Below are 21,132 nucleotides of genomic sequence, written 5' to 3' on the forward strand. Positions count from 1 at the left end.
GACATGCGGCTCTGGCACGCATCGACCGAATCGACCAGCCCATGCCGACGCATGCGGCCGCTCACGGCCGGTAGACCACGAACACCTTGCGCAGGGTCTCATTGACCGTCCATGTCCCAGTCCAGCCCATGGGGAAGACGGCAGTGGTGCCGGGTGTGAGCAGGACAGGCTCTTCTCCGTCCTTCTGGACGGTCATGTTGCCGGAGATGACGTAGATGACTTCACCACGCTCCAGGAACTCCCATCGCGATGCCCCGGGCTCGCACTCCCACGTACCGGAGACGATGCGTGAGTCGGCGCTGGTGAAGAAGGCCTGGCTGCGGGTCAGGATGTCGCCGGTCAGAGGCTCCGCAGTCGGTTGACCCAGCTTCTGCTCCTGCAGGTCACCGGCGTTGAAATCGGCCGCACGGAAGGTGATCATGATTCTCCTGGTCAGTGTTCGGATGGTCGGAGTCGGCGAACCGGTCAGTGTCCGCGCCACCATCGGGCCGGACGTTGACCTGGCCGCGCCCGGAGGGGTCAACAGCCCTGCTGCGTGCCGGCCGCTTGCGCGGTGAGCCATAGCACGGCCTTGTCGCGGATCCTGCCGAAGCCCTTGTAGTCGGCCATGTCCTGGGGCAGTTCGGCGAGGACCGCCGCGAGCCGGTCGCGCCATTCGGGCACGGTCGCGATGTCCGCGAAGGGCAGGAGGTAGGTGCGGATGAGGAAGAGAATGGCGCCGGTGTCGGGGAGCCGGATGAGGTGCTGCACCTCGACGCGGAGATGGAGTTCGGTGCCGATGTCGGCGGTGAGGATACGGACGCGATCGCTTCCCCAGTCCGCGTAGGTCTCCAGAGCGGTGTCCAGCCGGTGCCCGACTGTCGAGGTCCAGTTGACCCGGCGGTAGGCGTCACCGGGCTGGAGACGCATCAGGAAGCGTTCGGCGCGGGGTATGGCGCCGTCTGCGTAGTTCCGGGGTACCGGTCCGTGGATTTCGAGAAACGACATGCCGGTGTTGAAGGACATCGACCAGTTGGAGGCGAACGTGACGAGGCCGGCGTCCGCCCACAGCGTTCCGTCTCGCTGCTCCAGGACGACGATGTCCTCCTGGACCTGGGACGCAATGAACCGTAGAGGGTCAGTGGAAAGCGAAGTGTCGTCGCCGTAGCGGAAGTGCTGCTCGACGCCGAGGAGGGCGTTGCTCCAATACCAGCCGTCGCCGTCACGGCACAGCGTCATGGTGTCGGGGTAGGCGTCGGACAGTTCGCGCATGAGGGTGAGCATGGCGTCCCAGCAGGCGGGGCCCATGTGGGGCAGTATCGCGCAGCGCGACGGATCGGCCTGGAGGATTTCATGGCGTAGGGCGAGTTCGCGTGCGTATTGGTCGTCGATGTCGATGACGCACGCGCCCCATTCGCCGGCGGCGGTGCGGTGTGTGGTGCGTGCGGTCTCGACGTTGGCGCTGTACCGGTAGGTGTCGCGGTCGAGCGGGAAGGGGAAGCGGGAGATCCGTTCGGGCAGGACTGTCTTGGGTGCCGGTGTCGGTGCTGTCACAGGTCCAGCTCCAGTTCGTCGTGCCCCCGGGAGACGCAGCACATCAGGCTGTCGCCTGCCTCGCGTTCGGCCGGGGAGAGGTACAGGTCACGGTGGTCGGGGCGGCCGGCGAGCAGGCCGACGCGGCATTCGCCGCAGACTCCCTGTCGGCACATGCTCGGCACTGGCACTCCGGCCCGGTGAAGAGCGTCGAGCAGGGGGGTGCCCGCGGGGACGGTGACCGTCAGGCCGGTGCGGGCGAGGCGGGCGGTGAATGGTTGGCCGGGGTCGTGATCGGCGGCGGAGAAGCGTTCGGTGTGGACGCGCTCGCCGGGCCAGCCGGCCGCTTGGGCCGCTTCGGTGACGGCGTCCATCAGCGGACCGGGACCGCAGACGTACAGGTGGGTGCCGAGCGGTTGCCGCCGCAGGGCGGTCCGGACGCGCTTCATGAGAGCTTCGGGGCCTTGGTCGTCCGCTTCGAGCCGGTCGCCGCACAGGGCCCGCAGCTCCTGAAGATGCGGGGCGACGCCTTCGCGGTGGCCGTACAGGAGGCTGAAGGAGTGGCCCCGGGCAACCGCGGCGCGGGCGTGGGACAGGATCGGGGTGATGCCGATGCCTCCCGCGATCAGCAGATGGTGACGGGCCGCGAGAACCGGTGCGAAGGCGCTGCGCGGGCGGCTGACCTCGACCAGGTCGCCGACGCGAAGACTCTCGTGGATCCACCGGGAGCCGCCCCGGCCGCCGGCGACCAGCAGCACCGAGATGCGGTACTCGGTCGGTGCGGTTCCGGATCCGGTCAGGGAGTACGCGTTGCGGTGGCCGCCGCCGCAGTCGAGGACGACGTGGCTGCCGGGAGGGTGGGAGGGGAGCGAACCGCCGTCGGGAGCACGCAGGGTCACCGAGCGGATGCCCGGGGCCGCGGTCTCCAGCTCAGCGACATGGAGCCGGAGTTGCTGTGCGCCGGGGGTGTACAGGGTGGTGGGGACGAGCTGCTCGGTGGTCACGGTCTCGTCGTCTCCGCGTCGGCCCGGAACCCCACATAGGCGGCGAGCCTGCGGGAGAGGTGATGGTGGATGAGGAGGTTGTGGCCGCATCCGGCGCAGGGGAAGACAGCACCGGGCTCGGCGTCGACGTCCACGGCGGTGCCGCAGTGCACGCATTGGACGCGCCGCCGCGTGGTGGAGGTGGCGTGGGCCCGGATCTCGGCAGCCAGCGTGCCGTGCCGCAGCGCCTCGGCCGAAACGGCGAGCACGTCGGCCTCGGGGCCGGCGACCATGAGCCGCCAGCCGACGGTGGCCCGGGAGAGCCGCTGGCGGAGTTTGGCGACCACCGTCTCGTCGGCGGAATCGTTGTGCAGGCGCCAGGACACGGCGTGAAAGCGGTGGATCTCGGCCATCCAGGCGTCCGCGACGGGGCGCGCCTGTGCGCCGAACGACAGGACGGCGAAGGACCGTCCGCCCGGATCGGCCTGCGGCGGGGTGTCTTCCCAGCGGGGGAGATTCGTGTGTGCTCCGGCGGCCATCCGGGCGACCGCGACGGGGGGTGGCGCGATGCCGGCGGTACCGGTCTCGGGGGCGGTGTGGACAGCCATGGGCACCTCACAGGTTGAACGTGCCAGGGGCGGTGGTTCGGCAACGCGTCGTTGCGAAGGCCGTGGAGGTGAGGAGGACGAGGGGTGTGGGAGGTGGGGAATGGCGCCCATGGTGTGCGCACGCCGGTCGGCGGACAACCGGACGGCGTTATGAAGGAGCCGCCGGGTTTCGTACGTCCGTATGAAGACCTCAGGCGAGCGTGCTGAACCAGCCCAGCCTGCGGGCCGCGTCCAGCGCGAACCACAGCTTGGCGACGTCCGCGGTGCGGTCGACGTGATGGCCGGAGAGTTCCTCGGCCCTGCGGATCCGGTAGACCAGGGTCTGTTTGTGAACGTGTAGCTCTGCGGCGGCCCTCTGCCAGGAGCGGTTGTGGTCGAGGAAGACGGCGAGCGAGGTCAGCAGGTCCGAGTTGTGCTCGGCGTCGTAGGCGCGGACGGGGCCGAGGACGGCCTCCGCGAGGCGCTCCGCCTCGTCCAGGCCGCGCAGCGGCAGCACTCCTGCCGGCTGCTCGCCGTACCGCGAAACCGGGAGGGCGGCGGTCCTGGCGTCCTCCAGGGCGAACCGCGCCTCGCGGCTCGCTTCGGCGAACCGGTCCGGCCGCCCAAGGGGTGCCGACAGGCCGACATGACCGTGCTCGTCGAGCTGGCCGCGCATCACCGAAAGCGCATCGGGGGCGTCGGGCAGCAGAACCAGCAACAGGTCGCCGGTGCGGGCCAGGACGGCGTGCGGAACGCCGTACAGCCTGAGCGTCCGGTCCAGCTCGCGCTCCCGTGGTCCACGGCATGCGGCCACGACGCGTGGCTCGGCCCCCAGGCCCCGATCGGCGAGCAGCCCCAGGTCCGTCGGCTCCGGCTCCCGGCGCGCCAGCAGTCGGCCGAGCACCTCACTCCCTTGCTGTCGCCGCCGCTCCCATGCAGCGAGCAGGTGGTCCACTTCCGCAGCCAGCACCGAAGCGACGTGCGGCAACGCGGACAGGGCTGCCGCCGAGAGATCGTCGGCTGTGGCGAGGACCGCCGGGCACTGCGTGGCGATCGGCAGCGCGTGGACGGTCGGCCCGTCCGCGCCCGACAGCCGTACGACGCCCGGCAGGCGGCCGTCCGACCGCAGGCGCGGACGCAGCACCGCGCCGATGTGCTCCCGCAGGGGCTGTTCGGGGGCGGGGCCCAGGAAGGGCAGTGCCGACACCGGGTCGATCACGAAGAGGTCGGCACCGGCTGCCTCGCTCAGCAGCGCGAGTGCGCGCTCGGGCGCCAGCTCGCCCTGTGAGGTGCGCCGCGCCGTGTCGTAGACCTGCTGGGTCACGAGGAACTGCTCGCCGGCCCGTGGGGAGTCCGTACCCGCCACCGCACGGGCCAGCCCGGCGAACGACGTCGCCATGGCTGTACGCAGGACCGGGAAAGCGAGTTCGTCGGCAACCGCGAGCATGCGGTCGGTGAGCGGCGGTGCGTAGTCGGACTCGGCCACGATCAGAGCCTGTGCACCGGCCTGCACCAGCTCCCGGACATAGCGCTCCTGCGCCTCGGCCTCCGTGGGGAACCCCATCCCCACCGTCATGATCATCTCGCCGCCGCGCAGCCACTTGGCGATGTCCGGCAGCTCCGAGACATGGGCCCAGGTAACCAGCCGGTCCAGGCCCTGTTCCCCGGCGACGGCCCAGGTGCGCGGGGAGGGGATCGTCACGAGATCACGCACTGACAGCGCCATGAACGGATAGTACGGTCACCTCCCGCCCCGCAGCCGCGTTGACGTTTGCCGCTTGCCGCCCTCGGCGGATCCGCGCGTCCAGGACACGCGCCCGTTACTCACGATTTTGTCCAGTGCCACCGAGCCAGCCTTCCACTCCCCGTGAGGAACACGTCCGACTCGGCGCCCTCGTACGCACCTACCGGATCAAGCGCAAGATGTCGCTGCGTTCCCTGGCCCAGGCCGTGGGGGCCAGCCCCAGCTTCATCAGTCAGTTCGAACTCGGACACTCCAGTGCCAGCGTCGGCATGCTCCGCCGCATCGCCGACGCACTCAGCCTCACCATGGCCGATCTCTTCGACGAGAACGCGGCGGCGGCCGGCCTCCGCATCATCTCCCAGGACAGGCGACCGGAACTGCCCTCCGGTCCCGGCGCACGCAAGTTCCTGATCTCCCAGCGTCCGCTGCAGGAGGTCGAGGTCTTCACCACGGAACTGGAACCGGATGCCGCGACCGGATCCGCCCCGTACACCCATGGGGACTCCCAGGAAGTCGTCATGGTACTCACCGGCAGCGTGACCCTCGTGCTCGGCGATCCCGGCGAAGAGGTCCGTCACGAGCTGTTCAAGGGAGACAGCACGGAGTTCCGCACGTCCGTGCCCCACATGATCGTCAACACCGGAGACGAAGCCGCCGAAGTGCTCTTCGCCATCTCACCGCCCACGCCGGCGTAGCGCGAACTCACCGGCGCTCTCCGGAAAACACTCCCTACGGCACGCCCATCCGTCCTCCGCCCCGGACGACGGCTGCCCCGTCATACCCTCCGAAGGACCAAGGCGCAGGTCGACTCGGGCGACGTCACCTGGGATGTGGTGGACACCGACTCGATCTGGGCCCAGGCGCAGTGCGGCAAGCTGCTGATGCCGCTGAACTACTCGATCATCGACACGTCCAAGATCCCGTCCGGGCTGACGTCCAAGTGCGCCGTCCCCGCCATGCAGTACGGATTCGTGCTCGTCTACAACAAGAAGAAGTACGGCTCCAACCCACCCACCGGCTGCCAGGAAGTCTCGGTTGGCCCAAGTCGTCTGAGCGTCGTCCGTCCTTGCCGGGCAATGTGGCGCGGATCTTCTTCTCCCGCACCGCCCTGGCCAGCCCGGCTTGGCGCATCAGGCATTCGACGGTGCAATGGGCTACGGCGGGCTACGGCGATGCCTTCCCGCCGCAGCTGGGTCCTCTCCCGAGCTGTCGTCCGTCGGGAGGAGTCACCGCCGATGCCGGCCGAGGCTCCGGAGGCGATCCTGGGTTCGGTCCAGTGAGCGCCGGTCAGGTCGCGGCTCGGTGGGCGGGGAAGGCGTGGCGGTGTCCGGTGATCGTGATGATTTTTGCGGCGACGACGAGTGCGAGGGTTCCCCACGCCAGTGACCGGGCTCCGAATCCGCCGAGCAGCAGTCCGCCCAGGATTCCTCCGCCGGCGATCCCCATGTTCCAGGCGGTCACCGCGACCGACTGGACGGTGTCGACGGCCGGTCCGGCCGCGTTGGAGACGGCCGTCTGCATCAGGCTGGCCGCTCCGCCGAAGGCGAGCCCCCACAGGGCGGCGCTGATGAACACAGCTACGGGCAGGTCGGCCAGAAGACCGAGCACGAGAACCGCCAGTGCGAAGAGCGCGCAGCTGCTGATCATGAGGCGCCGCAGGTACCGGTCGATGAAGACGCCAGTGATCCAGATGCTGGCCAGGGACGCGGCACCGAAGACGAGCAGGACCGCGCTGACACTGCCGCCCAGGCCCACTGGCGCAAGGAACGAGGCGATGTAGGTGTAGAGCACGTTGTGTGCCATGACGTAGAACAGGATGATGCCGACGCTCGGGAGCACTCCGGGGATGGCGAAGACCCGTAGGACGGGCGTGCGCTCGCCCTTGGCCTGTCCCGGGTAGTCCGGCACGGCCGTGAGGACCCAGACGATCACCAGTACGGCGAGCAGGGCCATGACGCCGAATGTGGAGCGCCAGCCGATCAGGCCGGCGAGCTGTGTGCCCGCGGGTGTGCCGAGCGAGAGGGCGACAGGGGTGCCCGCCAGTGCGATGGTCACGGCCTTGCCATACTGGTGCGGCGCCACCATGCGCCGGGCATACCCCGCGGTGAGCGCCCACAGGGCTCCCGCGAACACTCCCGCGACGAATCGGGCGCCGAGCGTCAGCGCGAAGGCGCCGGACATGCCGGTGACGATGCTGGTGAGGACGTATCCGGCAAGCGCGAGGAGCAGGAGCCGCCGGCGCGGCCACCCCACCGTCGCACCGACCAGCGGAATGGCACCCGCGATGGATCCGATCGCGAACACGGTCACCGTCTGGCCGGCGGCCGCCTCCGAGATCCCGAGATCGCCGCTCATCGCCGGCAGAATCCCCGCCGGCAACGTCTCCAGCATGATCGTGATGAAGCCGCCGGCCGCGAGGGCCAGCAAGCCGCCGAGAGGGAGACGGTCCGACGGGCTGCTCCGGTCGGGCGGAGCGTCTGTGTGCTGTACTGGGGTCATAAACCCTACGGTGCATGGTTGACATTAGTGTCAAGGTCAAACCAGAGCCGCAGGTCAGGACGTGAGGACAGTCACATGCGCATCGGAGAGCTCGAGAAGCTGACGGATACACCGGCGCGATCACTGCGGTACTACGAGGCGCAGGGGCTGATCGCACCGCGGCGGCTGCCCAACGGGTACCGCGAATACGACGACTACCTGATCGACCGGGTGATCCAGATCCGCGGACTGATCGACAGCGGAATCCCCACCCGGATCATCAAGCAGATCCTGCCGTGCCTCGGCAAGCCCCGCGAGATCGTTGTCGAGGATGCCGACCCGGAGCTGCTGGTACTCCTCGCGTGCGAACGCGATCGGATGACGGCCCGCATCGACTTCCTCACCCGCAACAGGGATGCCATCGACAGCTACATGGACGCCGTCAGCGAAACAGCTTCCGAGCCAAGCGCCGTCAGCGCCGGGTAGGCACCGTTGGTGCACGTTCTCCACACCGGTCGGTGGGGGCTGTGATGCGGACGGGCAGATCGGCCCGCCGTGGCGAAGCCTCAACGCCGCAGATTCCGATGGTCAGGCGGACCTCTCCTTTGGCCTCATCCCGATCCGACTTGACCCTGACACTAATGTCAACCATGCATCATAGGGTTATGGCACAAGGTCAGGGCCCCGTGCTCTCGTCACGAGCGGTACGGGACCTGTCCTGAACATTGATCCGAAGGGACCACCCCCCATGAGCAACGCGACCGATACCGCCCGCCCCGCAGAGGCCTCCGGTACCTTCCGCCTCGGCGGCGACCTCGAGATCAACCGCCTCGGCTACGGCACGATGCAGCTGACCGGCAAGGGCGTCTGGGGTGAGCCGAAGGACCGTGACGAAGCCGTCCGCGTACTCAAGCGCTCCGTCGAGCTCGGCGTGAACTTCTTCGACACCGCCGACAGCTACGGCCCCGAAGTCGCCGAGAACCTCCTGCGCGAGGCCCTGCACCCCTACGGCGACGACATCGTCATCGCGACGAAGGCCGGTCTCACCCGCCAGGGCCCCGACCGCTGGACGCCCGTCGGCCGCCCCGCCTACCTCCGCCAGCAGGCCGAACTGAGCCTGCGCCGCCTCGGGGTGGACCGCATCGACCTGTTCCAGCTCCACCGCATCGACCCCGACACCCCGCTCGAGGACCAGATCGGCGAACTGAAGAAGCTCCAGGACGAGGGCAAGATCCGCCACATCGGCCTCAGCGAGGTCACCGTGGCGGAGGTCGAGGCGGCACAGCGGATCGCGCCGATCGTCTCCGTACAGAACCTCTACAACCTCACCAACCGCTCCTCGGAAGAGCTGCTCGACTGGTCGGCCGAGCAGGGCATCGGGTTCATCCCCTGGTTCCCCCTCGCGACCGGCCAGCTCTCCGGCGAAGGCAGCCCGCTCTCCGAACTCGCCAAGCAGCACGACGCCTCACCGTCACAGCTCGCCCTCGCCTGGCTCCTCAAGCGATCCCCGGTCATGCTCCCCATCCCGGGAACGTCGAGCGTCGCGCACCTCGAGGACAACCTCGCCGGCGCGACCATCCAGCTCACCGACGACGAGTTCGAGGCGCTGTCAAAGGCCGGCGCCTGACACCGGCAGGATCTTCCTTCCGGAGGTGGCGCACGGGGGCGCCCTCTTGCCGCGTCGGAAGGCCGGTGGCCCCCCGCAGAGCATGGCTGTCACGCCGCTCGGCGACTACGGCCGTGCTATTTCCCTGGGCCGCGCGTACCTGAGGTGACGATGGTCCAGTTGAGCCCCTTTCTGTGTCCGGGCTCCACGTCGAGGCGCACTACGGTGACGCTGTGGGGGGCGAGTGTGAGACGGCCATCGGTGATTTTGATCCTGTCGGTGTCCGGGCGGATGTCGTCGGGGTGTGCGACGTCGTTGAAGGCGTCAGGCGATGCCGCTCCGAGGACGGTGACGGTGGCCGGGTCCGCGGCCAGGGCGCCGTTCACTCGCAGCCGCACCGGTGATTCGCTGTCGGCCGACTTGTTGAGCAGGGCGATCGAGAGGGTCCCTGACTCCGGATTGCCGGTGGCGGCGACGTCGATCAGTGGCACCTCGGTGCCGTCCGCGTCCAGACCTCGGGTATGGGCGACGGCCGGGAGGGTGTGGGTCTCCAGGAGCGATGCGTACATCTCGAAGACGTGATAGGTGGAGCGCTTCACTACGCCTTTCTCGTGGACGAACAGCGAGCCGCGGGCGTTGACGGCGGGTGCGAAGTTGGCCATCCGTACGCGATCGCCGTGCCGGATGCACGCGTTCAGGAACGAGGCCGCGAAGATCGCATCGGCCATCGTGTAGGTGGAGTTGTCGTCGTTGAGGTCACGGGCGCCGATCGCATCGGGGCTGTTGCCCTCCGGGTGGTGCCAGCCGCGCAGATTCCACTCGTCGAAGGCGATCGAGACGTGAGGTGTGGCGGCTACCTCGAGGAGAGCGATGAGCTGCACGATGGTGCGCTCGGGCTCGATGGTGTGGGCCATGCTGCTCAGAAAGCCGGCAGGCTGGTTGTGGTCGGCAAGGGCGTCCCAGTAGCGGTGGACGGAAATGTAGTCGAGGTACTTCCCCGCGCTGCGGAGCATCGGCAATGTCCATTCGGGATTGCCGTTGCTTGCCGCGAGCAGTTGGATCGTCGGGTCGACGCGCCGCATGATCTTGGCTGCTTCCGTCACTCGGCGTGCCCACGCCTCGGGATCCTCGGCTCCGAGTTCCCACTCCTCGTAGTTCTCGTTGCCGACGCTCCAGTAGCGCACACCGTAGGGCCGCTTCCGGCCGTTCGTGGCGCGGTGGTCGGCCCATTGGGTGCCGGTGGGCGCGTTGCAGTACTCCACCCAGTCGCTCATCTCGTCGAGCGTGCCGGTGCCGGCGTTGGTGCAGATGTATGCCTGAGCGCCGAGTTCCTCTGTCCACGCGAGAAACTCGTCGGTGCCGAACCGGTTGGACTCCCTGACCCGCCAGGCCCGGTCGAACACCGCGGTTCGATCCGGCCCGACAGCGTTCTTCCAGTGGTAGCCGGAGGCGAAGGATCCCCCTGGCCAACGGACGACGGGGACCTGGAGAGCGCGCAGAGCGTCGAGGACGTCGGTGCGGAACCCGCGCTCGTCGGACAGCGGCGATCCCGGATCGTAGATGCCGCCGTAGATCTCCCGGTGGAAGTGTTCGACGAACTGGCCGAAGATGTTGCGGTCGTACGAGAACAGCGGAGCCGTGTCGACGTCGATCTCGGCCGCGACCTGACCGGCGCTCACTGGACCGTGCCCAGGATCGCCTCCGGAGCCTCGGCCGGCGCCGGCGGTGACTCCTGCCGGCGAACGGCGGCCCGGGAGAGGGCCAGCGTCCCGGCGAAGCCGAGTACCAGTGCGACCAGCACCCCCAGGTTCGCGTAGGCCCAGGCGCCGCCGCGGCCGCCGAGCCCGAGCGGCTCCAGCAGGAACCCCTGCCAGGTCAGCCATCCGGCGAACGTGTTGGTGACCAGCCCCCAGCCGACAACGGTGGAGAGGCCGAGGATGAGCAGGGGGAGGGCGGGAGTGCCGCCGTAGCGGCCGCGTGGGTCGTAGAGGTCTCGCTCGACGTAGTCCTCGCGTCGCAGGAGCAGGTCGGCGAGGAAGATGCCGCACCATGCCGCCACGGGCACGCCGAGGGTGATGAGGAAGCCCTGGAAGGGGCCGATGAAACTGGTGGCGAAGAATGCGACGTAGATCGCTCCGGCCGTCATCAGGACTCCGTCGACGCCGGCGGCGACGTAGCGCGGAACGGGAATGCCCGCGCTCATCAGTGCCAGGCCGGAGGAGTAGATGCCCAGCACCGCTCCGCCGACAAGGCCGAGAACAGTGACGATCGCGAACGGCACGAGGAACCAGGTCGGCAGCAGGGTGGCCAGCGCGCCGATCGGGTCGAGTCCGATGGCCGTGTTCAGCTTCGGTGAGGAGCCGGCGAGCAGGATGCCGAAGATCAGCAGGACGGCTGGTGCGAGCGAGCCGCCGAACGTGGTCCAGCCGGTCACTCGGGACGATGGCGTGTTCCGGGGCAGGTACCGGGAGAAGTCAGCGGCGGAGATCACCCAGCCGAGGCCGAAGCCGGTCATGACGAACACGCAGCCGCCCATGAGGCCTTGTGGCGATCCGGCGGGCAGGTTGCTGACGGCGGTGAAGTCGATGCGGTCGGAGACCAGCACGATGTAGACGACGGTGAGCACGCCGGTGACGATGGTGATCCACTTCTGCATCTTCATGATGACGTCGAACCCCGCAATGCCGCCGGCCAGCACGAGCACGACGACCGCGGCCAGGGCAAGGATCTTCGTGCCCACACCGCCGTCCCAGCCCAGCTGCGTGAACACCGTCGCCGTGGCAAGCACGGCAAGTGAGGCGAGCACCGTTTCCCAGCCGACGGCGAGCAGCCACGAAAGCGCGGAGGGGGCGCGGTTGCCGTGCACTCCGAAGGGGGCGCGGCTGAGCACCATCGTGGGCGCGGACCCACGCTTGCCCGCGATCGATACGACCCCGCACAGCAGGAACGAGAACACCACCCCGATCAGCCCGACGATCGTGGCCTGCCACAGGGAGATTCCGAAGGCGAGCAGGTAGGAGCCGTAGCTCAGCCCGAGCACGGAGACGTTTGATCCGAACCACGGCCAGAACAGTGAGCGCGGCTTCTGGGTGCGCTCCTCCTCGGCGATGGTGTTGAGGGCGTTGAGCTCGACACCGAGGCTCTTGAGCCGACTGGACTGATCGGGTACGGCGCCTTCGGCGCTTTCGAGGGCAGGCATCTGTTCTCCATTCGCAGCACGACCGGTCCTGCGGTGGCAACGGCAGCAACGGTGGGCGAGCCTCGCCTTTACCGTGGGCCGGATCCGCGGAGCCGGAAGGGGGGTGGGGAAAGTATTCGCACTGCTTCGATTCACTGGCACTTGCCGCTGCCGGATGCGGCGCTATCCGAGCGAAGGAGGGCCGGATCGGTGGGATGGGCGCTGTCGGCGCACAAACTCCGACGGTGGTAGTCCGGTGTGCGCGACAAAGGATCTACGAAGGGCCTCCGGTGTGCCGAACCCTGCGTTGGCCGCCGCGAAGGAGACGGTATGCCCTCCTTCGATAAGCGCTTTCGCCACCGCGAACCGAGCGCTTTCGACGTACTTCTGCGGCGTTGTGTCCAGCTCCGCGCGGAAGAGCCGGGTGAGCTGCCGAGGGCTGGTGTGGGCGCGCTGGGCGAGATCGGCGAGCGTGTGCGGGCCGACCGGGTCCTCGTTGATGTGCTGAATGAGTTCGCGCAGGGCGGCGTTGCGCGGGACGATCCCGGAGAGGAGCTCGGAGTGCGGTGCTCGGTGAACCCTTCGCTGCTGGAAGACGATGAGGGAACGGGCGACGGATCGGGCCTCGTCCTTTCCGTGATCCTCAGCGAACAGCGTCAGAGCGAGGTCGATCGCTGCGGTGAAACATCCGGAGCTGTAAACCGAGCCGGACTTGACGTAGCTGGAATCGGTACGGACCGTAATCGCCGGGTAGCGGGCTGCGAGTTCAGCGGCGTGATCCGGATGCGTAGTGGCGGAATGCCCGTCGAGCAGTCCGGCCGATCCGAGTACGAACGCACCGGTGCAGATGGACGCGAGCCGCTGAGTGCGGCCTGCCAGGAACCGCGCCGCTTCAGCAAGCTGTGGCGCAACCGGCGATATGGGAAATATCTCGCCTCCGGCAATCAGCACGATGTCGAAGTGGTCGGCGTCGAAGGCGGAGGCGTCGACGGGGATCCGCATCCCCATCGACGCGGTCACGTCCTGCCCGTCGACCGAGAGGGTCTGCACCTCGTACCGCGTGCTGCCTCGGTTGGCCTCGGCGAACACCTCAAGCGGGCCGGCCAGATCGAGCAGACAAGCGCCAGGAAACACGAGGACGCCGATCTTGAAGTTCTGCTGCATGACGCCCGCCTCTCCTTGGACAACAGCGCTGGTCATCGACCTTAACTGCCCTCAGCCTGGGATTTCTGCGAACACGAAGCGTGATGACCTTCACTGAAGGTCATCACGCGGCGGGGCTGTCGGGTGCCGGTGCGTCCGAGGAGGCCGGCGAGGAGCAGGGCCGCGAGAGCGGTGAGGGTTGTGCCGCGCCAGCCGAGGGTCTCGAGCGCGGGTGCGGCAAGTGCGGTGCCGAAGGCGCCGGCGATGAAGTACAGCACCAGGTAGACGCTGCTGAGGCTGCCGCTGCGTTCGGGGTCGATGGCGATGACCTGGCTCTGGTTGGCTGCTTGGGCGGCGAAGCAGCCCGCGTCGAAGAGGGCGAGCCCGAGTGTGGTGAGCAGCGGGGCGCCGAGGCCGGCGCCGAGCAGGGCGGTTCCGGCCGCGGCGGCCAGCATGGCGACGGTGATCACGGTGCCGGGGGCGTAACGGTCGGTGAGTCGTCCGGTGAGTGGGAGCACGGCGAAGCCCAGCACTCCTGCCAGGCCGTAGAGCCCGATGGCGGACGGGCTGAGCGAGTAGGGCGGCTGGGCGAGCCGGAGGGTGAGGGTGACCCAGATGAGGTTGAAGGCGAAGTACCACAGGCCGCCGGTGGTCACCGCGCGGCGCAGTTGCGGGTGCCGTCGCAGGAGTGGCGGGAGCGAGCGGAGGGTGGCCAGGTAGCCGTGGCGAGGGTGTGGCCGCTGCCGGGGAAGGAGCGTCCCGGCAGCGATCGCGCCCAGCAGGGCGAGAGCGGCGAAGACGAGCAGCATCTGCCGCCACCCGAGGATGTCGGCGAGTGTTCCTCCAGCCAGGCGGCTGAGCAGGATGCCGGCCGACATTCCCGCGGCCACCGTGGCGACGCCGGTGGCGCGGCGTGCGGGCGGGGCGTGGCGGCCGACGATGCTGCCGGCCTGCGCCGCGACGCTTGCCGCCGCGCCGATGAGCAGATAGGCGGTCAGGAGCACGCCCGCGCCTGGGGCAGTCGCGGCGAGGATGAGGGCGGCGGCCAGGAGGGTGAGCTGTCCGGCGACCAGGCGATTGGGGGCCAGGTGGTCGGTGAGGGGGAGCAGGAGGGCGAATCCGGTCATGCAGCCTGCGAGTGCGGCGGTCGGCACGAGACCGATCACGGAGATCGGGACGCCGAGGTGTGCGGCGACGTCGGTGAGCGCGGGCTGGATGGCGTAGTTGTTCGCGATCGCCATTCCGGCTATGCAGGCGAGGAGCAAGGTGTCGCCTCGGGAGCGGGTCACGGCCTGTCGTCCCGGGTGAGGATGACGGCGTAGCGGCACTCGGCTGCGCTGTTGTTGGCGAAGACGCACGCGGTGGGCTCGCCCCGTTCGATCGTGTCGCCCGCGTCGAGTTCGTGCACCGTGTCGCCCTCGTGGAACGTCAGTCGGCCGTCGAGCACCCAGACGACCTGCCGGATGAACGCGAAGGCCGCGGCCGGATACGGCACGCGGGCACCGGGGGGCAGCCGGATCTCGGCGATCTCCGCGGGGAAGTGCGGCCCGGTGATCTGGCGTCGGCGATACCCAGTGGCGGGATCGCGCCACTCCGCGGCATCGGCCTGGCGGCGCACCCCCGCAGTCGCATTTCCGCTGTCGTCGGTCGCGCCTTCGGCGAGGGCCAGCAGGGAGGAGACGCTGAGCTGGAAGGCGGCGGACAGCTTGCCGAGGACGACGGCGGTGGGGCTGCTCTCGCCACGCTCGATCCGGTTGATCATGGCGCGGGACACCCCGGAGGCGTCGGCGAGCTGCGCCAGGGTCCACCGACGCCGTTCCCGTTCGGTGTGGATGCGGGCTGCAATCTGCCCCACCAGGGGGTCTACTATGTTGGACATGAATCCAATATACGAGAACCCTGGATCGGTTGAGGTCCGCCCGGCACATCTCAATGACGCGGAAGCTGTCCTGGGTATCCGCAACCATGCGATCGAGCACTCGACGGCACTGTGGACCGAGACGCCGCAGTCCCCTGCCCAGGGGGCCGCCTGGCTCGCCGCTCACGTGGATCGCGGCTCGGCGTTCGTGGCCGAGACGCAGGGTGAGGTCGCGGGCTTCGCGGTCTACGGCCCGTGGCGGAAGCTGGACGGGTATCGCCACACGGTGGACAACTCGGTCTATGTCCGCGAGGGCTGTCACGGGCTCGGCATCGGCTCCGCGCTGATGACCGCCCTCATCTCCTCGGCGCGTCAGGCCGGCTGTCACATGATGATCGCGGATATCGAGGCCGGCAACGCCGCGTCGATCCGGCTCCACGAACGGTTCGGCTTCCGCCACGTGGGCACCGTGCCGGAGGTCGGCACCAAGTTCGGCCGGTGGCTCGACCTGACGATCATGAACCTGCCGCTGACCTGAGCAGTCGGCGCGAGGGTTCGGGATGCCGGCCGATGGATCGCAGCTTCCGGCGGAACGCAATCCGCCCGCTCTGGCGTCTCACACAGGACTCGCGCAGTCCCGGCGGGTGACAATGCCAAGGAACCTCATTTCGGGCGAAAGGCGCACCCGATGGCCGCACCCACCCCACACAACCTCCCAGCCACATCGGTTCCGCCTGATCTCGCCCGGCGGCTGCGGGACCAATGTCTCATCGGGCGTTCGGATTCAGGACTTTGGGCCAACGGAGCCGGGGCCACGAGGTACGACAGGTCGGTGGTAGGGACGAGACCGTCCTCGTAGCGACCATCCATGAGGCCGTGACCGCAAAACGGCGCGGCTCCGGCCCTCCCCGCGGCGCACTTCTCCCGGGTCAGGCTGTCGGCGGTTCCTCCGCGGGGAGCCGACCTGCGTGCACGGCGTCGACCAGAGCTTGGTGGTCGCGCTCGTTCTGGTCGGCGTACGTTTCGGCGAAGGTGGCCAGTGCCCGGTCGAACGAGTCGCCGCCGCCAAGGTAGGAGGCGATCACGATCCGGTCGCCGGCCCGGTCGCCGGCCCGGGCGTCGGCACGAGCGGGGGTGACCCCGCACAGTTCGCCGAACGCCTGCATGTCCTTGGCCCGCATCCTCTCGGGCCTGGTGATGCCCTTCTAGTCGCGCAGTTAGCGGACGTAGAAGTCGCGCTGCTTGCCGTCGATCCCGTCCACCCGTTCCCAGCCGAGAAAGATGTCGCTCGCGGCCTGCATCAGCCGCTGAGGCGGAAGGAACCGAGTTCCGCGAATATGGGGCTTCCCCTCAACCGTAGAACCCATCCGGGCCTCGCGCATGGCGCGCTCATGGTTCGCCGCGCCATGGCGGCGGCCGGGCAGCCCGGTGAGGGTCCGGCCTGACGGAGGTCCCGGTCATCCGGACAGCGCCAGCAGCGCGGGTTCCGGCTCCTCGCCTGGCCCTGAGGATGTCCGATCCCGTGCATGACCCCAGAATTAGCGTTAAGCCCTTCTTGTTCCGGATCGGAGACGCCCATGAAGGACCTCAAGTTTGAGCAGAAGAGCTCGCTGTCACGCATTGAGGCGGCTGACCGGCTCACGGCACTCGCAGCTGCGCTGAGGGAAGGCGGGGATGCCGAACTGGAACTCGGCCCCGGGACGCTGAGCCTGCGGATCCCCGACAACCTTCGCAGCGAGATAGAGGTCGAGGTCGGTAACGGGCAGATCGAGCTGGAGATCGAGTTCAAGTGGCCGACCGCACCGACCCGGACAGCGCCATCCCGGGCGGTCGCGAGCACAGAGGAGGCCACGAGGCGGAAGCGCGTGCCCGCCAAGCCCGGTCGGAGCAGCACGGGCACCAACAGGAGCAAAAGCGCGAAGCGGGCCGCCACGAAAACGCCCTGAGTCGTGCCGTGGACCTCGTGCCGACCGCCATGCCCTGTTCAGCAACACTGCTGCCGTACTTCCGCGGCGGGAGTGGCTGCGGATGCACCCGCGCGTCGGTCGCGCACTGCCTCAGTCGAACCAGTCCGGCTCGCCGGCGTCGATCAACTCCCCCAGCAGACGGTGGTCTTCGAGCGCCTGCACCAGCAGCGGCGCCAGGGCCCGCAGGGCGTCCGCGTCCTCGCCGTACGCGACGAACATGCCCGCCTCGGGGTCGAGGCCGAAGCGGTCGGTCAGTTCGGGGGCGCGTGAGCGCACCGCGGATCGTGCCACGCCGGCCCAGCCATACCCGCTGCCTTCGTACCCGCGGTCCGCGAAGACCTTCTCGGTGTCCAGCATGTGCTGGTCACTGAGCATGAGGCAGAAACTGCCGGGCTTGTGGTCGTACTCGAAGAAGACCAGGGGTGCGAAAGTGTCGCGATCAGTCATGCGCCGACCTTATGGGCCGCCACTGACAATCAAACACGCCCTCCTCGTCAGATCGAACACGTCCTCTCCGTCAGTCGGTGTCGGTCCGGGGCCTGCGGACGAGCAGATGCGCCACCTCGAAGTCCATCGCGGAGACTTCCGCGACCGGCGGCGGCTGGTAACGGCCCGTACAAAACCCTGACCCTCTACCAAGTCCTCGACAGCGCCAGTAGTTGATCGTTGGTTGGTGTGTGACCTCTGCTGCTGGTGCGTCAGTTCTTCGTTGGGGCGCCAAGTTGGAGCCGTTGCTGCTCTCGGTGGATGAGCGGGCGCGGTGTTGGAGCGGTGGACGCGTCGGGCGTCGGCGCCAAGCTCGACGTCGACGAGTACGACACGGTGGCTTTGTCCACGAGAACGGACTCTGGCTCAACTTCTGTGGTGCTGTATTGCAGCCAGTCGGGCGGGGCTACGGTGTCACATCGTGATGACTTTGATCATCGGTGGTAGCGGCTTCCTGGGCGCTGAGCTGATCCGGCAGGCAGCAGCAGCCGGGCAACCAACGGTCGCGACATACGCGACCAGCACCGCGAGGTCAGACCCCATCTCATCGCCAACGCATCCAGCAGCGGAGCCGACTGGGCGGTCACGGCCCAAGGCCCCGTGCGCCTCGCTATCGCGGCGGCGAAGTGCGGCAGCCGTCTTGTCCACGTCTCCAGCGATGCAGTCTTCTCCGGTTCGCGTGACCACTACGACGAGACCTGCCTCCCCGACCCCGTCACCCGTCACCCCGTACGGAGCGGCGAAAGCCGCAGCGGAGACCGGGGTCCTGCTCGTGCATCCGCAGGCCGTCGTCGCTCGTACCTCGCTGATCATCCGCGGCGGGCGGTCCGTTCACGAGCGGACCGTGCACGAACTCGCCGCCGGCACGCGCGAAGGCGTCCTGTTCACCGACGACATCCGCTGCCCGGTGCACGTCACCGACCTGGCCGCAGCCATCTTGGAGCTGGCGTCACGCGACACCCATGGCATCCACCATCTCGCAGGAGCAGACGCTCTCAGCCGCCACGAACTCGGCACCCTCATCGCCAGACGCGACGGCCTCGACGCCTCCCGACTGCCCACGGGCCTGCGCGCCCACAGCACACTTCCCGGCGCCATCGACGTCCGCCTCGACAGCCACGCGACCCAGCGGAAACTGCGCACCACGCTACGCGGCGCCCGGCGGTTCCTCACCGCAACAGCCTGACCCTCGGCCCTGACCATTCGGCGACAGGCTGCGCGAGACGCCGCGCCGATGCCAGCCACAGAAGGTGCGCCAGAACCCGAGAACGGACAGCAGATGTTTCACCATTCCGGAGCGCCACGATCGGTGGCTGTTCGATGTTCACGAGAATGAGCAGTGCGCCAATCACGCTGGGCCGACTGCCGAAAGGGTGTGCTTGCGCATGATGATGCTCGTGCTGCCCTTGAGGAACGACGCGAAGCCGGCGGCCATGTTCTCGCGGACGTCCTCCTTGGACCTGCGGTAGGAGCCGGGCAGGATCGCGGTGGCGTCGTCCCTGTGGTCCGCGGCGAAGGCGTCGGCGTCGCCAGCGTCCCAGGCCTTGTAGACGCCTTCCAGGACGCCCTCGATTGCGGCCTCGTCGTGCGATCGGGTCACGGTCAAAACTCTCTCCTCGTGGCGTGGATTCCTCATGGCCTGTGACAGGCCCACCAGTACATACCGGTGGGGGCCCCGGAACTCATCGCACCGGCTGAAGTACTTTGGATGAGGTTCGTTTCGAGTGAAGCTAGCCTCGATCTTTCGTGACGGCTCGTTGGTTCATCTGGCGGGCCGTTTCGGCTTGTTGGGCAGGGTGAGGGCCCCGGCTGTCGCGTCGGGTGGGCGCCGGGTTCCACGGCTCCGGAGGGGTGGTCCAGGCTCGTTGGGACGGGTGGATCTGCTGGTCAGCCGGGGTTGGGGAGGGCATGGAGCCGTTCGATCGCGTTCGTGATGAGGTCGGTCCAGGGCCAGTGGGCCGCGAATCTCAGGTGCCGGCGGCGGGCGGTGGTGACGAGCTGGGCCGCGGCAGAGAACAGTCGCAGTCGCAGGCGGCGGGGCTCCCATCTGCGGGTTTGGCCGGTCAGGGCGAGCATCGGCATCCAGGCGAGCAGGTCGAGGGCGATCTGGACGATCTCCAGCCAGATCTGGTTCTGCGCCATGTCGTGCAGAGGCAGGTTGCGCAGGCCAGTGGCGCGGGCGGCGCGGATGCGGTCCTCGGCGCGGGCGCGTTGGCGGTGCCGTAGCTCCAGTGCGGCGATCGGGGCATCCTTGGTGTTGGTGGCGAAGCAGGTCAGCCGCATTCCGTCGGCGTCGGTGAAGCGCAACTGGGCGCCGGGATACGGGCGTTCCTTGCGGACGATCAGCCGCATGCACTTCGGCCAGTCCTTGAGCATGTCTCCGTCCAGTTCGGCCACCCAGGCGCCGTCGCGGATCTCGCCACCCTGCTCGACAGCCACCGTCCAGGCGGAGGCGGGAACCTTGAGGGCGGCCTGGTGGATGGCGTCGGTGATGGTCATGCCGACCGAGTACGACAGCCACCGGCCACGCTTGGTCAGCCAGGCCACGAACTCGTGAGTGCCGCCGCCGGAATCACAGCGGATCAGCGTCTGGCGTCCGCGCCGGTATTTCTTCGGGAGCTGGGCCAGCGCGAGCTGGGCGGTGGTGATGTGGTCGGCGGCGGTGTTACTGCCCGCGTTGCCCGGCCGCAGCAGGCCCGCGACCGGCTCTCCGCTACCGCCCGCTCCGTGGTCGACGAAGCCCATCAGCGGGTGGTGCCCGAACGTCTTCTTCCAGGTGGCGGCGGCATCCTGCTTCTCGGAGTGCGCAAGGACGAGCACCCCGTCCAGGTCGACGATCACCTGTTGGCCGGCATCCGGCGCCGAGGCACCGGCCAGCTTCCATACGTATTCACGGACATCGGCGCGTGCCGAGCGGAGTGCCGCCAGGGCCTTGTCTCCCGCTGTGGCGAGGGTGCCGATGGGACGGGAGACGGTCGGGCCTGAGGCCACCGGTCCGAACACGCCCGGTTCGGCCCGCAGCATTGCCACGTCCGCGAGGCAGTCCCCGCCGAGTGCGACCGCGAGCGCCACATCCAGCAGGACTTTGCCCGGGTCGTGCACCGCACGGGGCTTGTGCCACGGTGACAGTGCCGCCGATATCGCCTGATCCAGCCCGGTCTTGCGGACCGTGTCGACCAGCAGTACGGCCCCGGCCTGCGAGACCACCGCCCGGCCGCCGCCCTCGACGCGGACATGCGGGTAGGACCCGATACGCTTCTTCACCTGGGAAGTGCCTCCGACGGGTGCAGGAACAAGGACCTCAGCAATCCTCATTCTTGCTGGTCAGAGGCACTTTCTGGTTTCTTGATCACTGGCCGGACAGGCCGCTTCGTGAAAGCGCGAGGCTAGTGATCAAGCAGTGAGGGCGTGGTTCTGCTGGTCGGGGGTGGGGAGGATGAGCTTGCTTATCCACCCGACGCGGGCTACGTGCGTGGTCGCCGCCTGCGCCAGCCCGCGTGCAGCGTCTTCATGGCCTCCGCGAAGGTGACGGCACTCCAGAGGGAACCAACCCCGTACAGCACTGTCGACACGGTAGTTGCCGACGCGTG

Annotated in this window: 20 protein-coding genes and 2 pseudogenes; 7 read left to right on the plus strand and 15 right to left on the minus strand. The window is 68.5% G+C overall.

All coding sequences use genetic code 11. The features are described from left to right. Positions 1-61: 61 nt before the first annotated feature. From OG607_RS06500 to OG607_RS06520, 5 genes are all read right to left on the minus strand, one after another. Positions 62-421: a cupin domain-containing protein gene (locus OG607_RS06500; protein WP_405719902.1), complete on the minus strand. Its 360-nt coding sequence runs from the start codon at positions 419-421 to the stop codon at positions 62-64. 98 nt (positions 422-519) lie between these two features. Continuing rightward, entirely contained in the window at positions 520-1,533 is a 1,014-nt protein-coding gene (locus tag OG607_RS06505) for a heme-dependent oxidative N-demethylase family protein (RefSeq protein WP_405719904.1), read from the minus strand. Further along, complete coding sequence (locus tag OG607_RS06510; RefSeq protein WP_405719906.1) at positions 1,530-2,516, minus strand: PDR/VanB family oxidoreductase; 987 nt, start codon at positions 2,514-2,516, stop codon at positions 1,530-1,532. The genes OG607_RS06505 and OG607_RS06510 overlap by 4 nt, the downstream gene beginning before the upstream one ends. Then, a complete protein-coding gene (locus tag OG607_RS06515; RefSeq protein ID WP_405719908.1) occupies positions 2,513-3,103 on the minus strand; it encodes a dimethylamine monooxygenase subunit DmmA family protein in 591 nt (196 codons plus the stop codon). Before OG607_RS06515 ends, OG607_RS06510 begins: the two co-directional genes overlap by 4 nt. Before the next feature lie 190 nt (positions 3,104-3,293). Next, positions 3,294-4,808, minus strand: a complete 1,515-nt coding sequence (locus tag OG607_RS06520; RefSeq protein WP_405719910.1) for a PucR family transcriptional regulator — start codon at positions 4,806-4,808, stop codon at positions 3,294-3,296. 113 nt (positions 4,809-4,921) lie between these two features. Between OG607_RS06520 and OG607_RS06525 the strand changes: the two genes are divergently transcribed. Further along, positions 4,922-5,521, plus strand: coding sequence for a helix-turn-helix domain-containing protein (locus OG607_RS06525; RefSeq protein WP_405719912.1), 600 nt, complete (start codon positions 4,922-4,924; stop codon positions 5,519-5,521). A gap of 138 nt (positions 5,522-5,659) precedes the next feature. Then, a complete protein-coding gene (locus tag OG607_RS06530) occupies positions 5,660-6,106 on the plus strand; it encodes a hypothetical protein (protein ID WP_405719914.1) in 447 nt (148 codons plus the stop codon). Positions 6,107-6,113: 7 nt separating this feature from the next. Here the strand turns inward: OG607_RS06530 and OG607_RS06535 are convergent, their stop codons facing one another. Continuing rightward, a complete protein-coding gene (locus OG607_RS06535; RefSeq protein ID WP_405719916.1) occupies positions 6,114-7,325 on the minus strand; it encodes an MFS transporter in 1,212 nt (403 codons plus the stop codon). A 75-nt stretch (positions 7,326-7,400) separates the two neighbouring features. On the opposite strand from OG607_RS06535, the gene OG607_RS06540 reads away from it, so the two are divergent. Then, positions 7,401-7,790 (plus strand): MerR family transcriptional regulator, encoded by a 390-nt coding sequence (locus OG607_RS06540; RefSeq protein ID WP_405719918.1) that lies wholly within the window; start codon positions 7,401-7,403, stop codon positions 7,788-7,790. A 262-nt stretch (positions 7,791-8,052) separates the two neighbouring features. Further along, positions 8,053-8,931, plus strand: a complete 879-nt coding sequence (locus OG607_RS06545) for an aldo/keto reductase (RefSeq protein WP_405719920.1) — start codon at positions 8,053-8,055, stop codon at positions 8,929-8,931. A gap of 116 nt (positions 8,932-9,047) precedes the next feature. On the opposite strand, the gene OG607_RS06550 is transcribed toward OG607_RS06545, so the two are convergent. From OG607_RS06550 to OG607_RS06570, 5 genes are all read right to left on the minus strand, one after another. After that, a complete protein-coding gene (locus OG607_RS06550) occupies positions 9,048-10,589 on the minus strand; it encodes an alpha-L-arabinofuranosidase C-terminal domain-containing protein (RefSeq protein ID WP_405719922.1) in 1,542 nt (513 codons plus the stop codon). Continuing rightward, positions 10,586-12,109 (minus strand): purine-cytosine permease family protein, encoded by a 1,524-nt coding sequence (locus OG607_RS06555; protein WP_405719924.1) that lies wholly within the window; start codon positions 12,107-12,109, stop codon positions 10,586-10,588. Before OG607_RS06555 ends, OG607_RS06550 begins: the two co-directional genes overlap by 4 nt. 162 nt (positions 12,110-12,271) lie before the next feature. Then, positions 12,272-13,252, minus strand: coding sequence for a GlxA family transcriptional regulator (locus tag OG607_RS06560; protein ID WP_405719926.1), 981 nt, complete (start codon positions 13,250-13,252; stop codon positions 12,272-12,274). A gap of 41 nt (positions 13,253-13,293) precedes the next feature. Beyond that, entirely contained in the window at positions 13,294-14,520 is a 1,227-nt protein-coding gene (locus OG607_RS06565) for an MFS transporter (protein ID WP_405719928.1), read from the minus strand. After that, positions 14,517-15,110 carry a helix-turn-helix domain-containing protein gene (locus OG607_RS06570; protein ID WP_405719930.1) on the minus strand — a complete coding sequence of 198 codons (594 nt, stop codon included), beginning with the start codon at positions 15,108-15,110 and terminating at the stop codon, positions 14,517-14,519. The genes OG607_RS06565 and OG607_RS06570 overlap by 4 nt, the downstream gene beginning before the upstream one ends. Between OG607_RS06570 and OG607_RS06575 the strand changes: the two genes are divergently transcribed. Further along, positions 15,100-15,627: a GNAT family N-acetyltransferase gene (locus tag OG607_RS06575; RefSeq protein ID WP_405719932.1), complete on the plus strand. Its 528-nt coding sequence runs from the start codon at positions 15,100-15,102 to the stop codon at positions 15,625-15,627. The genes OG607_RS06570 and OG607_RS06575 overlap by 11 nt on opposite strands. 391 nt (positions 15,628-16,018) lie before the next feature. Here OG607_RS06575 and OG607_RS06580 read toward each other — a convergent pair. Further along, positions 16,019-16,423 (minus strand): annotated as a pseudogene (locus OG607_RS06580) (DUF2252 family protein); the annotation flags it as partial. Between the two features lie 243 nt (positions 16,424-16,666). Between OG607_RS06580 and OG607_RS06585 the strand changes: the two are divergent. After that, on the plus strand, positions 16,667-17,035 hold the full coding sequence (locus OG607_RS06585; protein ID WP_405719934.1) for an amphi-Trp domain-containing protein: 369 nt from the start codon (positions 16,667-16,669) through the stop codon (positions 17,033-17,035). 111 nt (positions 17,036-17,146) lie between these two features. On the opposite strand, the gene OG607_RS06590 is transcribed toward OG607_RS06585, so the two are convergent. After that, a complete protein-coding gene (locus OG607_RS06590) occupies positions 17,147-17,503 on the minus strand; it encodes an immunity 51 family protein (RefSeq protein ID WP_405719936.1) in 357 nt (118 codons plus the stop codon). Between the two features lie 463 nt (positions 17,504-17,966). Between OG607_RS06590 and OG607_RS06595 the strand changes: the two are divergent. Next, positions 17,967-18,728: pseudogene (locus OG607_RS06595) on the plus strand (SDR family oxidoreductase). A gap of 162 nt (positions 18,729-18,890) precedes the next feature. Here OG607_RS06595 and OG607_RS06600 read toward each other — a convergent pair. Continuing rightward, positions 18,891-19,142, minus strand: a complete 252-nt coding sequence (locus tag OG607_RS06600) for an SgcJ/EcaC family oxidoreductase (RefSeq protein ID WP_405719938.1) — start codon at positions 19,140-19,142, stop codon at positions 18,891-18,893. A 287-nt stretch (positions 19,143-19,429) separates the two neighbouring features. Beyond that, positions 19,430-20,806 carry an IS1380 family transposase gene (locus OG607_RS06605; protein WP_405719940.1) on the minus strand — a complete coding sequence of 459 codons (1,377 nt, stop codon included), beginning with the start codon at positions 20,804-20,806 and terminating at the stop codon, positions 19,430-19,432. Positions 20,807-21,132: the final 326 nt, after the last annotated feature.

The organism is Streptomyces sp. NBC_01537 (assembly GCF_045040445.1).
GTDB lineage: Bacteria > Actinomycetota > Actinomycetes > Streptomycetales > Streptomycetaceae > Actinacidiphila.